We start from the raw sequence: 18,474 nt of genomic DNA, 5'->3' as shown, positions 1-18,474 counted from the left end.
CGGTCGCCGCCCTCGGCGCCCGCCTGACCGGCGTCCCGCCCGAGCGGCTGGAGGCGGGCGGACGGCCGCACCTGCGCTGGCGCCTCGGCGCGGGCGACCGCGTCCTGCTGCTCGGCCACTTCGACACCGTCTGGCCGGTCGGCGCCCTCGCCACCCATCCGTTCGCCGTCACCGGCGGGCGGATGACCGGCCCCGGCTGCTTCGACATGAAGGCGGGGCTCGTCCAGATCTTCCACGCGCTGGCGCTCCTGGACGACCCGGACGGCGTCACCGTCCTCGCCACCAGCGACGAGGAGACCGGATCGGGCACCTCCCGCGCGCTGGTCGAGGCCGAGGCGCGCCGCGTCGGGGCCGTCCTGGTGCTGGAGGCCAGCGAGGACGGCGCGCTGAAGACCGCCCGCAAGGGGGTGTCCACCTACGACCTGCGGATCGGCGGCAAGGCCGCGCACGCGGGCCTCGAACCGCACCGGGGCGTGAACGCGGCGGTCGAACTCGCCCACCAGATCCAGGCCGTCGCCGCGCTCGGCGACCCGGCGGCGGGCACCTCGGTGACGCCCACGGTCGTGTCCGCCGGGACCACCCGCAACACCGTCCCGGACGCGGCGGACCTGCTCGTGGACGTCCGTGCCGCGACGACCGCCGAGCAGTTCCGCGTGGACACCGCCGTGCGCGCCCTTCGCCCCGCGCTGCCCGGCGCGCGGCTGGAGGTGACCGGCGGACCCGACCGGGCGCCGCTCCAGGAGACGTCCTCGGCGGACCTGTTCGCCCTGGCCGCCCGGCTGTACGGCGACCTCGGCCTCGGCACGCTGCGGAGCGCGGCCGTCGGCGGCGGCTCCGACGGGAACCTCACCGCCGGCGTCGGCACGCCCACCCTGGACGGCCTCGGCGCGGTCGGCGGCGGCGCGCACGCCGACCACGAACACGTGATCGTCGCGGAGCTGCCGCACCGGACGGCCCTGCTCGCGGCGCTCGTCCGCGAGCTGACCGCCCGTCCGCCCGGCCCGCCGCCCGCCGAGCCGGACGCGGCGCGGACCAGAGACCACGTCGGGGGGACGGCATGACCGGCCCGACGACCTTGGATGAGGAACCGAAGATGGCTGACCGACCCGCAGCAGACGACTTCAGGCCGGACGAGGGGGTGCCACAGGAGCTGCGCCGCGGCGCGCACCGCGCCGCCCACCGGGCCGCCGACGCCGCGGGCGTCCGCGTCCGGGAGCTGACCGGGATCCCCGACCTGGTCCATGCGGCGGCGCTGATCGACCGGGTGTGGCGTCCGCCGGCCGGGAGCCCGCTCATCACCCCCGAGCTGATGCGCGTGATCGGGCACGCGGGCGGCTACGTCGTCGGCGCCTACGCCGACGACCGCATGGTCGCGGCCTGCGTCGGGCTGCTGGCCGCCGACGGCCTGCACTCCCACATCGCCGGCGTCGAGGGACACGCCCGCGGCCGCAGCGCCGGGTACGCGCTCAAGCTGCACCAGCGCGCCTGGTCGCTGTACCACGGCATCACCCGGGTCGGCTGGACGTTCGACCCGCTGATCAGCCGCAACGCCTACTTCAACCTGGCCAAGCTCGGCGCGGCGCCCGCCGAGTACCTGACCGACTTCTACGGCGCCATGCAGGACGAGGTCAACGCGGGCGAGGAGACCGACCGCCTGCTCGTCCACTGGGACCTGGCGAGCCCGCGCGTCGCCGCCGCCTGCGAGGGACGCGCGCACGTCGCCGACGCGGGCCCGAGCCCGGTCGTCGGCCTGGACGCCAAACCCGACGGGCGTCCCGCCGCCGGACGGCTGGACGGCGCGACCGTCCTCGTCCGGGTTCCGGCCGACATGGAGGCCATGCGGGCGGCGGACCCCGCCGCCGCCCGGGAGTGGCGGCACGCCGTCCGCGACACCCTCGGCGCGCTGATGGCCGGGGGAGCGTCCGTCACCGGGTTCGCCCGGGACGGCTGGTACGTGGTCGAACGCGAAGGAAGGAACCGTTGATGAAACTCGCCGGAGTGGAGCTGCGCCGGATCGCGATGCCGCTGGTCTCGCCGTTCCGCACCTCGTTCGGCACCCAGGACTCCAGGGAACTCCTGCTGGTCCGGGTCGAGACCGGGGAGGGGGAGGGGTACGGCGAGTGCGTCACCATGGAGGACCCCGTCTACTCCTCCGAGTACACCGACGCCGCCGCGGACGTGCTCCGCGGCCACCTCATCCCCGCCCTGGCCGCCCGCCGGGACCTCGACCCCTGGCGCGTGGCCCCCGCGCTCGCCCACATCAAGGGCCACCGCATGGCCAAGGCCGCCCTGGAGGCCGCCGTCCTGGACGCCTGGCTGCGCGCCCGCTCGGTGTCCTACGGCGCCTGGCTCGGCGCCACCGCCGACCGCGTCCCGGCGGGGGTGTCGGTCGGCATCATGGACTCCATCCCGGCGCTGCTCGACGCCGTCGAGGGCTACCTCGCCGAGGGCTACCGGCGGATCAAGCTCAAGATCGAACCGGGCTGGGACATCGAGCCCGTCGCCGCCGTCCGCGAGCGCTTCGGCGACGGCGTCCCGCTCCAGGTCGACGCCAACACCGCCTACACCGTCGGCGACGCCGCCCACCTGGCCCGCCTGGACGAGTTCGGCCTGCTGCTCATCGAGCAGCCCCTGGACGAGGAGGACCTGCGCGGCCACGCCCGGCTCGCCGCCACCGTCCGCACCCCCATCTGCCTGGACGAGTCCATCGTGTCGGCGCGCGCCGCGGCGGACGCGATCGCGCTCGGCGCCTGCTCGATCGTCAACATCAAGCCGGGCCGCGTCGGCGGCTACCTGGAGGCCCGCCGCATCCACGACGTCTGCGCCGCGCACGGCGTCCCGGTGTGGTGCGGCGGGATGCTGGAGACCGGCATCGGCCGCGCCGCCAACGTCGCCCTCGCCGCCCTGCCCGGCTTCACCCTGCCCGGCGACACGTCCGCCTCCGGCCGCTACTACCGCACCGACATCACCGAGCCGTTCGTCCTGGAGGACGGCCACCTGCGCGTCCCGACCGGCCCCGGCATCGGTGTCGACCCGGACCCCGACCGGCTCGCCGAGGTCACCGTCTCCACCGAATGGGTCACCGCGGGAGTGCCCGCATGACCCCGCCCCCGCCGTTCCGACGGCCCGCGTCCCGGCAGACCCCTCCCCGGCAGACCGTGTCCCGGCGCACCGCGTCCGGGCGGGCGGCTGCGCTCCCGCGGGAGGCGGCCCGGTGACCGCCCCCGGCACGCCCGCCCCGGAGACGGCCGAAGACCGCATGCGCGCGGCGTTCGCCGCGGCGGGCGTCCGGGGCTTCTGCTTCGCGCGCGACATCGACGGCGACCGCGCCGTCGGTGTCGCCCCCGACGCCCCGGTCGTCCTCGCGTCCGTCTTCAAGATCCCGATCGCGCTCGAGTACGCCCGCCAGGCCGCCGCCGGACGCCTCGACCCCACCGCCCGGTACGCCGTGGAGCCCCGGTTCCGCGACGGCGGCATCGGCACCTCCGGCTGCGCCGACCCCGTCGAGATGAGCCTGCGCGACCTCGTCCTGATGATGCTGACCATGAGCGACAACGCCGCCACCGACGTGGTCCTCGAACGGGTCGGCACCGACGCCGTCAACGCCACGCTCACCGCGCTCGGCCGCACCCGCACCCACCTGGTCGGCGGCTGCGCCGCCCTGCTCGCCTCCCTCACCGCCGACCTCGGCGTCGGCTCCCTCGCCGACGCCGCGCCCCTGCTGGCCGCCCTCACCTCCGCCCGGCTGGACGAGCTTGCCGTCTGCGACCCCGCCCGCACCACCCGCGGAACCGCCCGCGACATCGCCGAACTCCTCGCCCAGATCTGGCGCGACGAGGCCGGACCGCCCGCCGCGTGCGCCGAGGTCCGCGCCGTCATGGCCCGCCAGGTCTGGCCGCACCGCCTCGCCTCCGGGTTCGACGACACCCACCTGGTCGCCGGCAAGACCGGAACCCTGCCCGGATGGCGCAACGAGGCCGGAGTCGTCCAGACCCCCGGCGGCGGACGCTACGCGGTCGCCGTCTTCACCCGCTCCACCCGCCCCGACCTGCGCCATCCCGAAGCCGACCGCGTCATCGGCACCGTCGCGCGGATCGCCGTGGACGCCCTGCGACCACCTACCTTGGCGCCATGACCGCACCGCCCGCCCCCGTCCTCGGCCGCATCCTCGCCGACCTCGGATCCACCCTGGTGGAGGTCGCGGCCGGGGACCCCGACCCGGCGCGCCCGGTCGCCGGCGTCCTGATCCACGACCCCCACGACGAACCGGTGCGCCTGCCCGGCGCGGTCGTCCTCGGTGTCGGCGTCCACGGCGCCGGACCCGTCGCCGCCCTCGTCGAGCACGCCGCCGGCCTGGACGCCGCCGCGATCATCGTCCGCTCGCCCGTCGCCGTCGACGGAGCCGTCCGGGCCGCCGCCGCCCGCACCGGCGTCGCCGTCCTCGGCCTCACCCCCGGCGCGTCCTGGGCCCAGGTCGCCGCCCTGCTCCGCTCGCTGCTCGCCGTGGACGAGATCACCGTGGACGGCCCCGGCGACGGCCCCCCGTCCACCGACCTGTTCGCCCTGGCCAACGCCATCGCCGCGCTCCTCGACGGCCCCGCCACGGTCGAGGACCGCAACGGCCGCGTGCTCGCGTTCTCCAGCCGCCAGGACGAGGGCGACCAGGCCCGCATCGCCACCATCCTCGACCGCCAGGTCCCCGCCGACAAACTCCGCGCGCTGGAGGAACGCGGGGCCTTCCACGCCCTGTACCGCAGCGACCGTCCCGTCTACGTCGAAGGCGTCGCCGAGAAGCCCCGTGCGGCCATCGCCGTCCGCGCCGGGGGCGAGATCCTCGGCTCCATCTGGGTCGTCGTCGACCGTCCGCTCACCCCCGACCGCGAGCGCTCCCTCGCCGAGGCGGCCCGCGTCGTCGCCCTCCACCTGCTGCGCCGCCGCGCGGGGGAGGACGTCGAACGCCGCCTGCGCGCCGACCTGCTCGCCACCGTCCTGGAGGGCGGCGCCAACGCCGCCGAGGCCGCCGCCCGCCTCGGACTGACCGCCCAGCCGGCCTGCGTCCTCGCCCTCGCGATCACCGGTGAGTCCTCCGGCCCGGACCGGATCGCCGCCGGGGAACGCGTCTCCGACGCCCTCGCCCTGCACCTGGCCGCCATCCACCCCCGCACGGCCACCGCCTCACTCGGCGGCGTCACCTACGCGATCCTGCCCACCGCGACCGACGAACCCGCGCTCCGCGTCGCCGACGCCTTCCTCGCCCGCGTCGGCACCCGCGTCCCCGCCGTCATCGGCATCGGGCGGGTCGCCGCCCGCCCCGCCCAGCTGCCCCGCTCCCGCGACGATGCCGACCGCGCCCTCCGCGTCCTGCGGCAGGGACGCACCCGGGCCCGCGCCGCCCGCCTCACCGACGTCCACGTCGCGTCCCTCATGGCCGACCTGGCCGACCGCCTCGCCGACGAGGACGACATCCCCGACGGCCCCGTCGTCCGCCTGCGCGCCTACGACGCCGAGCACAAGACCGCCCTCACCGAGACGCTCGCCGCCTGGCTGGACACCTTCGGCGACGTCCCCGCGGCCGCTGCGGCCGTCCACGTCCACCCCAACACCTTCCGCTACCGCCTCAAGCGCCTCACCGAGGTCTCCGGCCTGGACCTCACCGACCCGGACGCCCGGTTCGAAGCCATGCTCCAGCTCCGCCTGACGCCCCCCTGAGATCCGGGGCCGGCCGGCCCGGCCGCGCGTCCGCGCGCCGCCGGGCTACGGCTTCACCTCCGGCTGGATGCCGGCCACCAGGTTGAACGAACCGGTCAGCATGTTGAGGCTGACCAGCCCGACGATCTCGGCGATGACGCGGTCGCTCCACCCGTGTCCGCGGAGCGCCGCCACGTCGTCCGGCGTGAGCGCCGACGGCTCGCTGAGGACCCGCAGCGCGAATCCCATCAGGGCCGCCTCCCGGACGTCGGTGGACGTCCCCTGCCGGGCCAGCGCGATGTCGGACTCCGACAGCCCCGCCGCCCGGGCGGCCTCGATGTGCGCCTCCATGCACGTCCCGCAGCCGATCCACTCCTGGAGGGTCAGCGAGACCTTCTCACTCAGCGGACGCGCGATCTTCACCCGCTTCATCGCCCGCGAGAGCTCCAGGTACCCCTGGAGCAGAGCGGGGGAGTGGGCCATCGTGCTCACCATCTCCCCGGCGGACCCGTGCCGCCGGACGATGTCGCCGAGCAGTTCCCCGGCCTTGCCCGGCGCCTCGTCCGGCGTGAGGGACGGCAGGTTGCGCATGTTCATCTCCGATCAGCCCGGCCCACGACCGAACGGCCGCGGTCACTGCTCCCGGGGGCGGAGGAACGACCGCGCTCCTCTACCCCCTGGGGGTATGTGTGCCGACACTAACACCACGAAGAGGGCATGTGTTCCGCTCCGCCCGAAAAGCCCTCGAAAGCGGGTCCGGCGGTCCGGGGCGGTGGTGCCCGGGATGGTGACCACGTCCTCACCTTCGGCGAGGGCCGAACGGGAGCCGACTGAGTGGTCATCACTCCGTCGGATGCTGCGGAATTCACGCGATGACGATCGATCTTTCGATGGGCCGAGTGCGCCGCAGGGGACTGCGGTACGCTGCCTCACATGTCCATGCTGTACAGCCTTGGTAAGCCGCGTTGACTTAGGTCGGTCGACGCGGCAGCCCCTCATTCTTGAGGGGCTTTTCTATTTCCGGAGATGGTGAACCGGCAGGTGGCGGGATGATGAGCGAGATGGAGCAAGGCGCGGCGACCGGCGTCCACCCGGACGGCGGGCCCGCGGACGGCGGTTCGCCCTACCGGTACGGCGCCCGGCTGGCGAACGAGATCGAGGCGCGCTGGCAGGAGCGCTGGCTGGCGGAAGGCGGCTTCGACTCGCCCAATCCGACCGGATCCTTGGCGGAGGGATTCGAGCGCATGAAGGGCCGCCGCAAGGCGTACGTGCTCGACATGTTCCCTTATCCGAGCGGCGCGGGACTCCATGTCGGCCATCCGCTCGGCTATATCGGCACCGACGTCTACGCACGCTATCTGCGAATGACCGGCCATCATGTCGTCCATACCCTGGGATATGACGCGTTCGGTCTCCCCGCCGAACAATATGCGATCGACACGGGCCGGCATCCGCGCGAGACGACCGAGAACAACATCGCGAACATGCGCCGCCAGCTGCGGCGGCTGGGGCTGGCCCACGACGCGCGGCGGGAGGTGGCGACCACCGACCCGTCCTTCTACCGGTGGACCCAGTGGATCTTCCTGCAGATCTTCAACAGCTGGGCGGACGAGCGGACGGGCCGTGCCCGGCCGATCGAGGAGCTGGTCGAGGAGTACGCGTCGGGGCGTCGCCGTCCGCCCGGCGGTCGGGCGTGGACCGAGCTGGACGCCCCGGCCCGGCGGGCGGTCATCGACGGCCACCGGCTGGCCTACGTCTCCGAGGAACTGGTCAACTGGTGCCCGGGCCTCGGCACGGTGCTGGCCAACGAGGAGGTCACCGCCGACGGCCGCAGCGACGTCGGGAACTACCCGGTCTACCGCAGGCCGCTGCGCCAGTGGATGCTGCGGATCACCGCCTTCGCGGACCGGCTGGTCGACGACCTCGACCTGGTGGACTGGCCCGACTCGATCAAGCAGATGCAGCGGAACTGGATCGGGGCGAGCGACGGCGCCCGGGTGGAGTTCCGCAGCGGCGACCGTCCGGATCCGGCGATCGAGGTCTTCACCACCCGGCCCGACACGCTGCCCGGCGCCACCTACGTCGTCCTCGCCCCCGAGCACCCGCTGGTCGAGCGCCTCGTGGCCGACGAGTGGCCGGAGGGGACGCCCGAGGCGTGGCGCCACCCGGAGGGCCGCGACGGCGCCGCGTCGTGGACGCCCCGTGACGCGGTGGCGTCCTACCGGGCGAGGGCCGAGCGCCTCAGCGACCGGCAGCGGACCGCGGACTCGTCCGGCAAGACCGGGGTCTTCACCGGTGCCCATGTGTCCAACCCCGCCACCGGCGAGGACGTCCCCGTCTTCGTCGCCGACTACGTGCTGATGGGGTACGGCACGGGCGCGATCATGGCGGTTCCCGCACACGACCAGCGCGACCTGGACTTCGCCCGCCGCTTCGGGCTGGACGTGCGCGCCGTGCTGGCGCCGCCGCCGTCCTGGCTCGCCGAACACGCCGTCGCCGCGGACGTCCCCGCGTCGGCCTGGCCGGAGGCGTTCACCGGGGACGGCGCGTACCTGGACCTGCCGGGCCCGCCGCTCGCCGGCCTCACGGTCGCCCAGGGCGTCGCGGCCGCCATCGGCTGGCTCGAAACCCACGGCCTGGGCCGCGGCACCCGCTCGTACCGGCTCCGCGACTGGTTGTTCTCCCGGCAGCGGTACTGGGGCGAGCCGTTCCCCATCGTGTACGACGAGGACGGACTTCCCCACGCGCTTCCGGAGGAGATGCTGCCGGTCACCCTGCCGGAGATGGCCGACTTCAAGCCCAGTCCCCAGGAGGACGAGGGGGCCGACCCCGTCCCGCCCCTGGCCAAGGCGCCCGACTGGGAGTACGTCTCCCTGGACCTCGGTGAGGGGACCAGGCGCTACAGGCGCGAGCTGAACACCATGCCCCAGTGGGCCGGTTCCTGCTGGTACTTCCTGCGCTACCTCGATCCGGACAACGACCAGGCGTTCGTCGATCCCGAGGTCGAGCGCTACTGGATGGTTCCCCCCGACGCCGCGCGGGAAGGCGAAGGCGGTGTCGACCTCTACGTCGGCGGCGTCGAGCACGCCGTCCTGCACCTGCTGTACGCGCGGTTCTGGCACAAGGTGCTGTACGACCGGGGGCACGTGTCCACGAAGGAGCCCTTCCGGCGGCTGTACAACCAGGGATACATCCTCGCCGACGCCTTCACCGACGAGCGCGGCATGTACGTGCCGGCGGCCGAGGTGACCGAGGCGGCCGACGGCACGCCGACCTACCGCGGCCGGCCCGTCACCCGCCGGGCCGGAAAAATGGGCAAGAGCCTCAAGAACGGCGTCACCCCCGACGACATCTACGAGCGGTACGGCGCCGACACCCTGCGGCTGTACGAGATGGCCATGGGACCCCTGGACACCGACCGGCCCTGGCGGACCAACGACATCGTCGGCGTCCACCGGTTCCTGCAGAGGCTCTGGCGCAGCATCGTCGACGAGGAGACCGGCGAGTCGCGTGTCGACGAATCGGAACCGGACACCGACACCCTGCGCCGGCTGCACCAGACCATCGCGGTCGTCCGCAGGCACTTCGGCGAGCTGCGGTTCAACACCGCCATCGCCCGGCTGATGGAGCTGACGACGCACGCCGCCAGGCTCGCGTCCGAGCGCGGCTCCCTGCCCCGGACGCTCGCCGAGCCGCTGGTGCTGATGGTCGCGCCGCTGGCCCCGCACGTGGCCGAGGAGCTCTGGCGCCGCCTCGGCCACGCGGAGTCGCTGCTCTACGCGGCCTTCCCCGAGGCCGACCCCCGGTACGAGGCCGATCCTGCCGTCACGATCCCCGTCCAGGTCAACGGAAGGACCCGATTCACCATCGACGTCCCGGCTGACGCGGGCAGGGAGGAGATCGAGCGGATCCTCCAGGGGCAGCCCGCCCACGTCCGGCACACCGAGGGGATGGAGATCCAGCGCCTCGTCATCGTCCCAGGGAAGATCGTCAACATCGTGGCGAGGTGAACCGACCGGCTCGACGGCACGCCCGCCGGACCGGCGACCACGACCAGGTGATCGTCGGCCCGGCGGGCCGGGTGCGGTAGCCGTCGACCAGCCGGTAGCCGCCTCCGCGCCCCGGCTCCGCATGGAGGGGGACTCCGGCGGCCTGCAGGCGTGCCACGTCACGGTATGCGGTCCGCACGTCCTGCCCCCTGCCGACCGTCCCGCCGTGATCGAGCTTCGCCGGTACACGCTGCGCCCCGGCCGGCGCGACGAGCTCATCGAACTGTTCGACCGGGAGTTCGTCGAGCCCCAGGAAGAGGCCGGGACGGTCGTGTTCGGCCAGTTCCGGGACATGGACGATCCGGACCGCTTCGTGTGGCTGCGCGGTTTCCGGGACATGGCGGTGCGGCGCGACGCGCTGACGGCCTTCTCCGGCGGCCCGGTCTGGGCCGAGCACGCCCCCGGGCCAACGCCACCATGCTCGACTCCGACGACGTCCTGCTGCTGCGTCCCCTGTCGGACGGGACCCGCACCGCTCGCCGCCCTCACCACCGAGACGGCGCGGAACACCTTCCCCAGGCTGCCGGTCCGCACCGGGAAGGACGTCGCCGTGGTCCTGACCTCGTACCCCGACGAGGACGCACACCGGCGGCACCTCGCTGACGTCCTGGCCCAGCCCCTCGTCCGGGACGAGATCCTGCCGGGCATCGAGCGGGCGCAGACGGCGGCGCCGCGCACACTGCGACTGGCGCCCACGGGCCGCTCGCTCATCGCCTGACCCGCGAGTCTCCGAGACCGGGCGGCGCTGCCCGGGGTCAGGTGGCCCGGGCTCGCAGGAGGCAGAACTCGTTGCCCTCGGGATCGGCCAGGACATGCCAGGGCTCGTCGCCGGTCTGGCCGATGTCGGCGGGGCGCGCGCCCGCCGCCAGCAGGCGCTGCAACTCGGCGTCCTGGTCGCGGTCGGTGGCATTGACGTCGAAATGCAGACGCCGCGGCCCCTTCCGAGGGTCGGTGTTGAGGCTGAGGACGAGCGTCGGCAGCATCGAGCCGCTTCCCTCCGGCGGCCCGATCTCGACCGAACCGTCCTCCTCGACGAGGAGGACGACGTAGTCCAGCACCTCGCACCAGAACTCCGCCAGGCGGTGGGGGTCCCGGCACTCGAGCACCAACTCTGTGATTCGACAGGCCATGCCGAGCACCCTAGGTGCGGGAGTCGACGTGCGGCGAGCGAAATATCGCCTCGCGGCCCCGCGACGGCCTCGGCGGAGGGCCGAGGCCGTCGCCTGTGAGCATGACGCGCGCGGCGGAGGGGCGTTCCCCTGCCGTCCTCCGACCCGCGTCCGTGCCAGGTCGGCCGACTACTTGACGTGGATCACGACCGCGTTCGTCCTGTGGGCGCGGCCCCAGTGCCGGTTCTCCTTGAGCTGGTACGTCCCGCGGAAGGTGGAGGAGCCCTTCGGCTGGCTCCCGAAGCGGTAGTTGATGTTGTAGACCTCCGCCTTGGCCTTGCGGTCCCAGTGGCTCCGGGTGGTGCAGGCGAGGGTCTTGTACGTCCCCGGCTTGCCGGCCGGCCGCTGAAGGCAGAACCGCACGTTGGTGAGGTGCTCGCCGGCGGAGTCGGAGACCGCTTCCAGCCGGAACCCGACCGTGCCGTGCCGGTGGACGGTCTGCCGGTCGGCCTTGAGGTAGAAGCCGGACTTCGCCGACGCCGCCCCGGCCGTGCCCAGCGTGACCGCCCCGGCGGTCGCGAGCACGCCCGTCGCGAGGATGAGCTTGTGACGCATCAACAACTCCTGTCGTCGTGGTGGACGAGCCGTTAGACGCGTCGTTCAAGCAGTAAGTTAAGCGTCCGCAGATGTGACGTAGGTCACCTGCCCATCGGCTTGGGCAGGTGGCCACGCCCGAACCGGTGGGGGCCCTCGGGTACGCGTCAGTGGCGGACCTTGAATTTCAGGTGGAGGACTCGGTCGCCCTGGATGACGACGTGCGGGTCCTCCAGCAGGTGCCGGCCGTCGATGGCGCCGAAGTAGCGTTTGCCCGAGCCGAAGACGACGGGGACGAGGTCCATCGCCACCTCGTCCACCAGGCCGGCGGCGAGGATCTGGCCGCCGACCTCGCCGGCGTTCACGGCCACGGTCCGGTCGCCCGCGAGTTTCCGTGCCTCCTCGATCGCGGCCGTCACGTCGTTCACGAAGTGGTAGGACGCCTCCGGGTGCCAGCCCTCGGGCTTGGGACGGTGCGACACGACGACCACGTGGCCGCCCGCGGGCGGACGGCCTTCCCAGCCGTTGACCAGGTCGAAGAGGGTGCGGCCCATGACGATCGCGCCGATCGACTCCCACATGGGCCCGACGTACGCGGCCGACGCGCGGGAGACCCGGATGCCGCCGCCGGTGCCCGAGTGGGCGTCGTCCGCGCCGATGGGGACGTCACCGCTGAAGTACCAGTCGTGCAGCGGGCCGACATCGTCGTTCGCGTCGGCGATGAAGCCGTCCACCGACGCCACGCTGTGCATGATCACTGTGCCCACGGGATCTCCCTCGGTCTGTGCGTACTCCCCGATCCTGGAGGGTCCGAGAGGGGCGGGGCATGTAAAAAATCACTCGGCCGGCATGGGGCCGCTATCGGGCGGGAAACCGCGCTCGGCGGGGAAACGGCGGCGCAGGTCGAGGTACTGCGTGGGGGTGTGGCCGGTGAACTCCTTGAACTCCTTGCTGAAGTGGGCCTGGTCGAAGTAGCCGGCCGTGTGGCAGAGGCGTGACCAGTCGACCGGGCCCCGGGCGTCCACCGACAGGATGAGGCGGGCGAAACGGTAGATCCGTGCCACTCGTTTCGGTGTCACTCCGACATGCGTCTTGAACTGGGCGGCCAGGTGGTTGCCGCTCACTCCGGCGTCTGCGGCCAGGGTGCGGACGGGGATCGCGCCGAATGACGTTTCCAGTCGCCGTCCCACGTGCTGGGCCAGGGGCAGCCCGTGCGCCGGGGCCCCGGTGAGGCGTGTTCGCAGCTCGTCCTCCACGAGCCGGAGGGCGGCGGTGGACGACGCGGCTTCGGCGAGCCGGTTGCGGATCCGGTCCACGGCGCGCCGCCAGACCGCGTCCACCGGCGCCCAGCGGTTCCGCAGGTCGGTCGCCGGGAGGCCGGCGAACGGCGCCAGCCCCCACGGCTTGAAGTGCACCCCGACCAGGCGGACGGGGGAGGGGTGGTCGATGGTGAAGCGCCTGGTCCACAGGCCCATGAACCATCCGTCGTCGAGCACCGCCGGTGGCACGGACGGGTCGGAGTCGTACAGCCGGACGGGGCCGCCGAGGTTGATGAACAGGTGCGCGGACGGCATGGGCGGGACGTTCAACCGGGGGTGGCGCGGCACTCCGCTCAGGGAGTAGATGTCGTCCACGAACAGGTCGAGCGGTGGGGCGGGCACCCGGCCGACGTAGCGCATGGGCCCAGTGTCCTCGCCGGACGCCCGGCCGCGACGGAGATCGACGGGAACCGGGGGCGTGATCGACGCGATGACCATCGGAGCGGGCTTCACGGTCGGGCCGGGCTACGCGGTCTACGAGGGCCCGTCGTGGGACTCGGGTTTCCACCGCCACGCCGCTTTCCAGATCACCGTCGCCGTCGAGGGGCACGCCGCGATCCTCGATGAGGCCGCGACTCACCATCGGGCGGAGGCGCTGCTCGTCCCGCCCATGGTGCGGCACCGGATGCTGACGACCGCGAAGCTGCGCGTCCTGTACGTCGAGCCGCACTGCGCGTACGCGGACCGGCTCCGGCGCCGCTGCGGTCCGGGCGTCACCGCGGCGCCCGACCTGCGCGTCCTGGGCGAGGACGAGATCCGGTCCGCCGGCACGGGACCGTCCGAACGGCTTGATCCGCGGTTGTTCGCGGCCCTGGAAGTACTCGCGGACGGCCCCGTCGCCGTCCCCGAGCTGGCGGCGCGCGTGGGAGTGTCGCCGCAGCGGCTCCGCGGCCTGGCGCGGGACCAGCTCGGCATGCCGCTGGCGCGCTGGCGCGTGTGGCACCAGCTCCGCCGGACGGCCGAGGCGGTCCGCGCGGGACGGTCCCTGGCCGAGGCCGCCACCGCGGGCGGCTTCGCGGACCAGGCCCACCTGACCCGGTGGATGCGGGAGACGATGGGCCTGACCCCCGCGGCCGTCCTGCCGCTGCTACGCCCGTCAGCCGCGGACGGCGGTGTACACCGAGATCGATCCGGTGACCGTTGAGACCACCTCGGCCTCCCGGACGTCCAGGAAGCCGCCGCCCGCCATCAGCCCGGGCAGCACGCCCTCGGCGTTCGGACGCGTGTCCTCGACCCCGTCGGCGAGCTGGACCAGCCGGAAGCCCAGGCGCATCAGCGGCGTCCGCTGCAGGCCGTAGTCGGCGATCACCGCCTTGCCGCCCGGGCGGAGGACCGCCCGCATGGCCGCGAGGACGGCCCGCTTGGTCTCCATCGGGCACTGGTGCAGCACCAACGTGGAGACCACCGCGTCCGCGGCGCCCTCGCCCACGATCCCCGGCAGCGCGTCGCCCATCCCCGTCTCCCACCGGATGTCCGCGCCGCTGACCGCCGCCTTGCGCCGGGCGATCGCCAGGACGCTCTCGTCCGGGTCCACCGCCACCACGCGCGCCCGCGGCTCCGCCCGGCTCACCATCAGCGCCGTCGCCCCGGTGCCGCAGCCCACGTCCACCACCAGCTCGCCTGGACGCGGCGCGACGTGCATGACGGCCAGCGCCCGCCACAGCCGCTCGCGGGTCAGCGCGACGACCGGGTCGAAGAAACGCGCGGGCGCGAGGCGTCCCAGCGCGGGGGTGAAGGTCTGCTCGTTCATGACCGCCACCCTCCCGCCCGGCGGGCCGGCGGGTCTTGAACGAATCGCTCAGCCTCGCGGCGCCGCCCGGTGCGCCACGGGTGAGATGTACGCGCTGTACCCGCGAAGTCCGTAGCGGCCCGACAGGACGTGGCGCGGCCAAGCGCGGGCGTAGGCGGGCGGCCTGGCGTGCGGGCCGATCAGCACCGCGACCGGCTGCCGCCGGGACAGGGCCACCAGGCGCGGGACGGTGATGGAGGTGTTGGGGCCTCTGGTCTGCACCCAGGCGCAGCGTGCCTGGTAGGCGACGGGGGTGGCCTGGTCCCCGGTGATCGTGCAGGGGGCCCGGACGCCGAGCCGGTTCAGGTCGGCGGCCATCCGGACGTAGTCGCCGTGGGTGCGCCGGTCGCCCCGGGTCACCCGGGCGAGGACGGCCTGCTGGATCCCCAGGTGCATCAGCAGTCCGACGGCGGTGGCGCCCACCAGCCACGGGCGGGCGCGCGCGGGCGTCCGCGTCGCCAGCCACCACAGGCCCGTCGCGACGGGGACGGACAGCAGCGCGTAGACGGGGAGCAGGAACCGCGGCGCGGCATAGTCGATCATGAAGAGGTAGGGGACCGACATCGTCGCCGCGCACACCGTCGGCACCAGCGCGCGGGACAGGCGGCCCTCCGCGCGGGCGGCGGCCAGCCCGCCGAGGACGGCGAACGGCAGCACCGCCCACCACGCCGCCGCCGGACGGTGCCGCCACGGCCGGACGCACGGACGGCACAGCTGCGGCCCGTTCAGCGCGCGCAGTTCGTCGTCCAGCGCGAAGTGCAGGCCCATCCCGCCCTCGACCCGGCTCGACACGTGCAGGCGCTGCGGGACGCCGCCGAACCGGACGTACGCCTCGGCCACCCACTCGGCCGCGCCGATGCCGAGCCCGGCGAACATGACGGCGACCAGCGCCGGACGGCGCCACGACCGCACCAGGAGCGCGGCGACGACCAGCGGAAACGCCAGCCAGGCGGCGTCCAGCGGACGCATCAGCGCGACGAACGCCAGGCTGAGCGCCAGCCCGGCCAGAGCCCACCGGTCCGCGGTGTCGCCCGCCGCGCGCAGGAAGCAGCCGACCGCGGCGAGCGCGCCGAAGGCGACCCACAGGTTCGGCATGGCCTGGGAGCCGCTGATCAGCGTGATCCACAGCCCGGCGAACAGCAGCCCGGTCAGCGCGAGCGCGCCCGGCGGCAGCAGCCGCCGCCAGATCCACAGCGTCCCCGCGAGCGCGAGGCTCGACAGCACCGCGAGGTAGATCCGCAGCGCCTCCGTGGACAGGGTCAGCCGGGCGACCGGCGCGACCAGCAGGGTGATGCCCCGGGCGCGCGGTGCGCTGAAGTACCCGGCGGGCACGTGCGCGCTGAACTGGCTGACGTACAGCGACTCGTCCCATCCGAGCGGGGTGCCCGGCGACACCAGCAGCAGCTGCGCCAGCAGGAACACGGCCCCGGCCGCCACGGCCACCAGCCCGGCGCGCCCGAGGCCGCCGGTCGTCTCGCCGCCGGGCGCTCCCACCGGACGGACGAGTCGGGATTGCAGACCCATCGGACACGCCCCACCTATCACGACGGACGGAGCGTGCCCCCGTCCACCAGCCATTCTGTGCGGCGCACGGTTTCCGGCCGTGCCCGCTCCGGAAGGGATTCGGTCGTAGATCGGCAAAGAGATGTCGATCTACGACCGGCGGGTTCATCGGACGGGGGTCAACCCCACCCTGGTTCGGCCTGCCAGCCGTATGGGACGTGCCGATCGGCGCGCCATAGCGTTTTTCGCGCTATTGAGGTCGGACCAGAAGGTGGTTTCGTGAAGAAGCTCGTCGCCGCTATGGCGGTGGCCGGTCTGGGCGTCCCCGGACTCGGCGTTCTCGTCGCCGCGGACGCGTCCGCCGCCACGGACGTCTCCGAGGCGTTCCGTCCCGCGAAGGTGAAATGGCATACGTGCCCCACCGACATCGTCGCCGGCGCGAAGGCGTACGACCGGCTCGGCCCGGTCGCGGTCTCGGAGATCGAAGGCGTACGACCGGCTCGGCCCGGTCGCGGTCTCGGAGATCATCCAGTGTGCGGAGCTGCGCGTCCCGCTGGACCACGCCCGCCCGGACGGCCAGAAGATCACCCTGCAGCTGACCCGGACCCCTCACCGGGGCGGCGGCAAGGCCAAGGGTGACCTGGTGGTCAACCCCGGCGGCCCGGGCGGCGAGGGCGCGCTGTTCGGTCCCGCCTTCTACGCGCTGAACTCCGCGCCCATGCAGGCGGCCTACAACGTCATCGGATTCGACCCGCGCGGCATCGGCTACAGCAAGCCCGCGCTCAGGTGCGACCCCGGTTACGGAAAGGCGCCCCGTCCCGCCTACGGCCACGGGGACGCCAAGTCCGAGGCGGCATGGCTGAAGTGGTCGAAGTCTTATGCGGACGCCTGCGACCGCAAATACGGCAAGGGCTCCCGGCTGAACCTGCTCGACCACATGAAGACCATCGACGTGGCCTCGCTGCGTACAGGTCCGGCGACCTCGGCACCTTCCTCGACACGTTCGGTGCCAGCACCACTCAGGGCGGAGACGACAACGAGTTCGCCGCCTACCACGCCATCCAGTGCAGCGACGTCCAGTGGCCGAGGGACTGGCGGAAATGGCGCGCCGACGCGACGCGCATGGACCGCCAGGCGCCTTTCTCGACCTGGTTCAACGCCTGGTACAACGCGCCCTGCCTGTTCTGGCGCGCCAAGCCGGGGACGCCGGTGAAGGTGGGCGGGACGCGGGACCTGCCGAAGAACATCCTGCTTTTCCAGGACACCCACGACGCGGCCACTCCCTACGCGGACGCGCTGGAACTGCAGAAACTGCTGAAGGGGTCGCACCTGGTCGTCCAGGACGGCGAGCGCACGCACTGCGTCGTGCACCGCGGCGACCGGCGTCCGGGTGGTGTCGACTCCTACTTCGACGCCTACTGGCTGCGGGACGAGCTGCCATCAAAGCCGATTGTGCACGTCTCCCGGCTCGGCGACCCGGTTCCGCCGCAATAAGCGATCACCCTATTCGGGTGACTTGACCCCGCTACGATGCGGACCATATCCCCCTGATCTCTGAGGTGCGCATGTCCGATTCGTCCCCGCAGATCCCGGTCGGCGTTCCCACCGCCGCGCGCGTCTACGACGTGATGCTCGGCGGCAAGGACAACTACGCCGTGGACCGCGCCGTGGCCGAGGCCAGTCTCGCGATCATGCCGGAGCTGCGGGAGATCGCCCTGCACAACCGCGCGATCCTGCACCGCGTCGTCCGCCACCTCGCCGCGGACGAGGGCGTGACCCAGTTCCTCGACCTCGGATCGGGCCTGCCGACCGTCCGCAACACGCACGAGGTCGCGCAGGAGACCGACCCCGAGGCGCGGGTGGTGTACGTCGACATCGACCCGATCGTGCTCGCGCACGGCCGGGCGATCCTGGCCGACAACCCGGGCACCGCGGTCGTGACCGCCGACATCCGCGAGCCCGAGGACCTCCTCGAGCGGCCGGAGATCCGCGCGCTCATCGACTTCGACCGGCCCGTCTGCGTCATCCTCGCCGGCATCCTGCACCACCTCGGCGACGACGAGGAGCCCGGCCGGATCGTCCGGGTGCTGCGGGACGCGGTGCCCGCCGGATCGTTCTTCTTCATCACCAACTTCACCCGGCTGGGCGACGCCCCCGAGTCCGTCGCGCTGGAGAAGCAGCTGCTGGAGCAGCTCGGCACGGGCCGCGTCCGCACCCCCGCCGAGCTGGCCGCGTTCTTCGACGGCCTGGAGATCCTGCCGCCCGGCCTCGTCCCGCTGCCGCTCTGGCGCCCCGACGAGCCCGTCCTGGACGCCAGCACCATCGCCGTCCGCTTCATGACCGGGGGAGTGGGCCGCAAGCCCTGACCCCACCGGACGCGACCGGCCGCCGAACGCGCGTGGCGCCGCGGACCACGTGGTCCG

At 73.4% G+C, this 18,474-nt stretch carries 17 protein-coding genes; 10 read left to right on the top strand and 7 right to left on the bottom strand.

The genetic code is table 11. The features are described from left to right. The 5 genes from DZF91_RS12335 to DZF91_RS12315 all read left to right on the top strand — a co-directional run. On the top strand, nt 1-1,061 hold a 1,061-nt coding region (locus DZF91_RS12335), incomplete at its 5' end, for a M20/M25/M40 family metallo-hydrolase (protein ID WP_147341118.1). A gap of 32 nt (nt 1,062-1,093) precedes the next feature. Beyond that, the gene (locus DZF91_RS12330; RefSeq protein WP_235834233.1) at nt 1,094-1,984 is read left to right on the top strand and encodes a GNAT family N-acetyltransferase; all 891 of its coding nucleotides are present in this window, start codon (nt 1,094-1,096) and stop codon (nt 1,982-1,984) included. Then, nucleotides 1,984-3,102 carry an o-succinylbenzoate synthase gene (gene menC, locus DZF91_RS12325; RefSeq protein WP_117357611.1) on the top strand — a complete coding sequence of 373 codons (1,119 nt, stop codon included), beginning with the start codon at nt 1,984-1,986 and terminating at the stop codon, nt 3,100-3,102. Before DZF91_RS12330 ends, menC begins: the two co-directional genes overlap by 1 nt. 112 nt (nt 3,103-3,214) lie before the next feature. Then, nucleotides 3,215-4,135 carry a serine hydrolase gene (locus tag DZF91_RS12320; RefSeq protein ID WP_235834232.1) on the top strand — a complete coding sequence of 307 codons (921 nt, stop codon included), beginning with the start codon at nt 3,215-3,217 and terminating at the stop codon, nt 4,133-4,135. Next, a complete protein-coding gene (locus DZF91_RS12315) occupies nt 4,132-5,709 on the top strand; it encodes a PucR family transcriptional regulator (RefSeq protein ID WP_117357610.1) in 1,578 nt (525 codons plus the stop codon). Before DZF91_RS12320 ends, DZF91_RS12315 begins: the two co-directional genes overlap by 4 nt. Nucleotides 5,710-5,754: 45 nt before the next feature. Here DZF91_RS12315 and DZF91_RS12310 read toward each other — a convergent pair whose 3' ends face one another. Then, nucleotides 5,755-6,279: a carboxymuconolactone decarboxylase family protein gene (locus tag DZF91_RS12310; protein WP_117357613.1), complete on the bottom strand. Its 525-nt coding sequence runs from the start codon at nt 6,277-6,279 to the stop codon at nt 5,755-5,757. Between the two features lie 458 nt (nt 6,280-6,737). Between DZF91_RS12310 and DZF91_RS12305 the strand changes: the two genes are divergently transcribed. Together DZF91_RS12305 and DZF91_RS12295 are read left to right on the top strand one after the other, a co-directional pair. Next, nucleotides 6,738-9,698: a leucine--tRNA ligase gene (locus DZF91_RS12305; RefSeq protein WP_117357609.1), complete on the top strand. Its 2,961-nt coding sequence runs from the start codon at nt 6,738-6,740 to the stop codon at nt 9,696-9,698. 205 nt (nt 9,699-9,903) lie between these two features. Further along, nucleotides 9,904-10,455 carry an NIPSNAP family protein gene (locus DZF91_RS12295; protein WP_199486585.1) on the top strand — a complete coding sequence of 184 codons (552 nt, stop codon included), beginning with the start codon at nt 9,904-9,906 and terminating at the stop codon, nt 10,453-10,455. Between the two features lie 37 nt (nt 10,456-10,492). Here DZF91_RS12295 and DZF91_RS12290 read toward each other — a convergent pair whose 3' ends face one another. From DZF91_RS12290 to DZF91_RS12275, 4 genes are all read right to left on the bottom strand, one after another. Next, on the bottom strand, nt 10,493-10,867 hold the full coding sequence (locus tag DZF91_RS12290) for a VOC family protein (RefSeq protein WP_117357608.1): 375 nt from the start codon (nt 10,865-10,867) through the stop codon (nt 10,493-10,495). Between the two features lie 168 nt (nt 10,868-11,035). Then, a complete protein-coding gene (locus DZF91_RS12285; RefSeq protein WP_117357607.1) occupies nt 11,036-11,461 on the bottom strand; it encodes a hypothetical protein in 426 nt (141 codons plus the stop codon). A 146-nt stretch (nt 11,462-11,607) separates the two neighbouring features. Beyond that, nucleotides 11,608-12,207 (bottom strand): dihydrofolate reductase family protein, encoded by a 600-nt coding sequence (locus DZF91_RS12280; RefSeq protein ID WP_117357606.1) that lies wholly within the window; start codon nt 12,205-12,207, stop codon nt 11,608-11,610. 69 nt (nt 12,208-12,276) lie between these two features. Further along, complete coding sequence (locus DZF91_RS12275) at nt 12,277-13,119, bottom strand: helix-turn-helix domain-containing protein (RefSeq protein ID WP_117357605.1); 843 nt, start codon at nt 13,117-13,119, stop codon at nt 12,277-12,279. 70 nt (nt 13,120-13,189) lie between these two features. Here DZF91_RS12275 and DZF91_RS12270 point away from each other — a divergent pair, with 70 nt between their 5' ends. After that, nucleotides 13,190-13,903, top strand: a complete 714-nt coding sequence (locus DZF91_RS12270) for a helix-turn-helix domain-containing protein (protein WP_117357612.1) — start codon at nt 13,190-13,192, stop codon at nt 13,901-13,903. On the opposite strand, the gene DZF91_RS12265 is transcribed toward DZF91_RS12270, so the two are convergent. Further along, a complete protein-coding gene (locus tag DZF91_RS12265; protein WP_117357604.1) occupies nt 13,856-14,509 on the bottom strand; it encodes a class I SAM-dependent methyltransferase in 654 nt (217 codons plus the stop codon). The two genes, DZF91_RS12270 and DZF91_RS12265, sit on opposite strands and share 48 nt — an antisense overlap. 48 nt (nt 14,510-14,557) lie before the next feature. Next, nucleotides 14,558-16,072, bottom strand: coding sequence for a hypothetical protein (locus DZF91_RS12260; RefSeq protein ID WP_147341117.1), 1,515 nt, complete (start codon nt 16,070-16,072; stop codon nt 14,558-14,560). 1,101 nt (nt 16,073-17,173) lie between these two features. Between DZF91_RS12260 and DZF91_RS39720 the strand changes: the two genes are divergently transcribed. Continuing rightward, nucleotides 17,174-17,545, top strand: a complete 372-nt coding sequence (locus tag DZF91_RS39720; RefSeq protein WP_158587925.1) for an alpha/beta hydrolase — start codon at nt 17,174-17,176, stop codon at nt 17,543-17,545. A gap of 71 nt (nt 17,546-17,616) precedes the next feature. Then, complete coding sequence (locus DZF91_RS12250; protein WP_117357601.1) at nt 17,617-18,417, top strand: SAM-dependent methyltransferase; 801 nt, start codon at nt 17,617-17,619, stop codon at nt 18,415-18,417. Nucleotides 18,418-18,474: the final 57 nt, after the last annotated feature.

Source organism: Actinomadura logoneensis, assembly GCF_003428695.1.
Lineage (GTDB): Bacteria > Actinomycetota > Actinomycetes > Streptosporangiales > Streptosporangiaceae > Spirillospora > Spirillospora logoneensis.
This window is presented reverse-complemented; position numbering and strand designations above follow the sequence as displayed.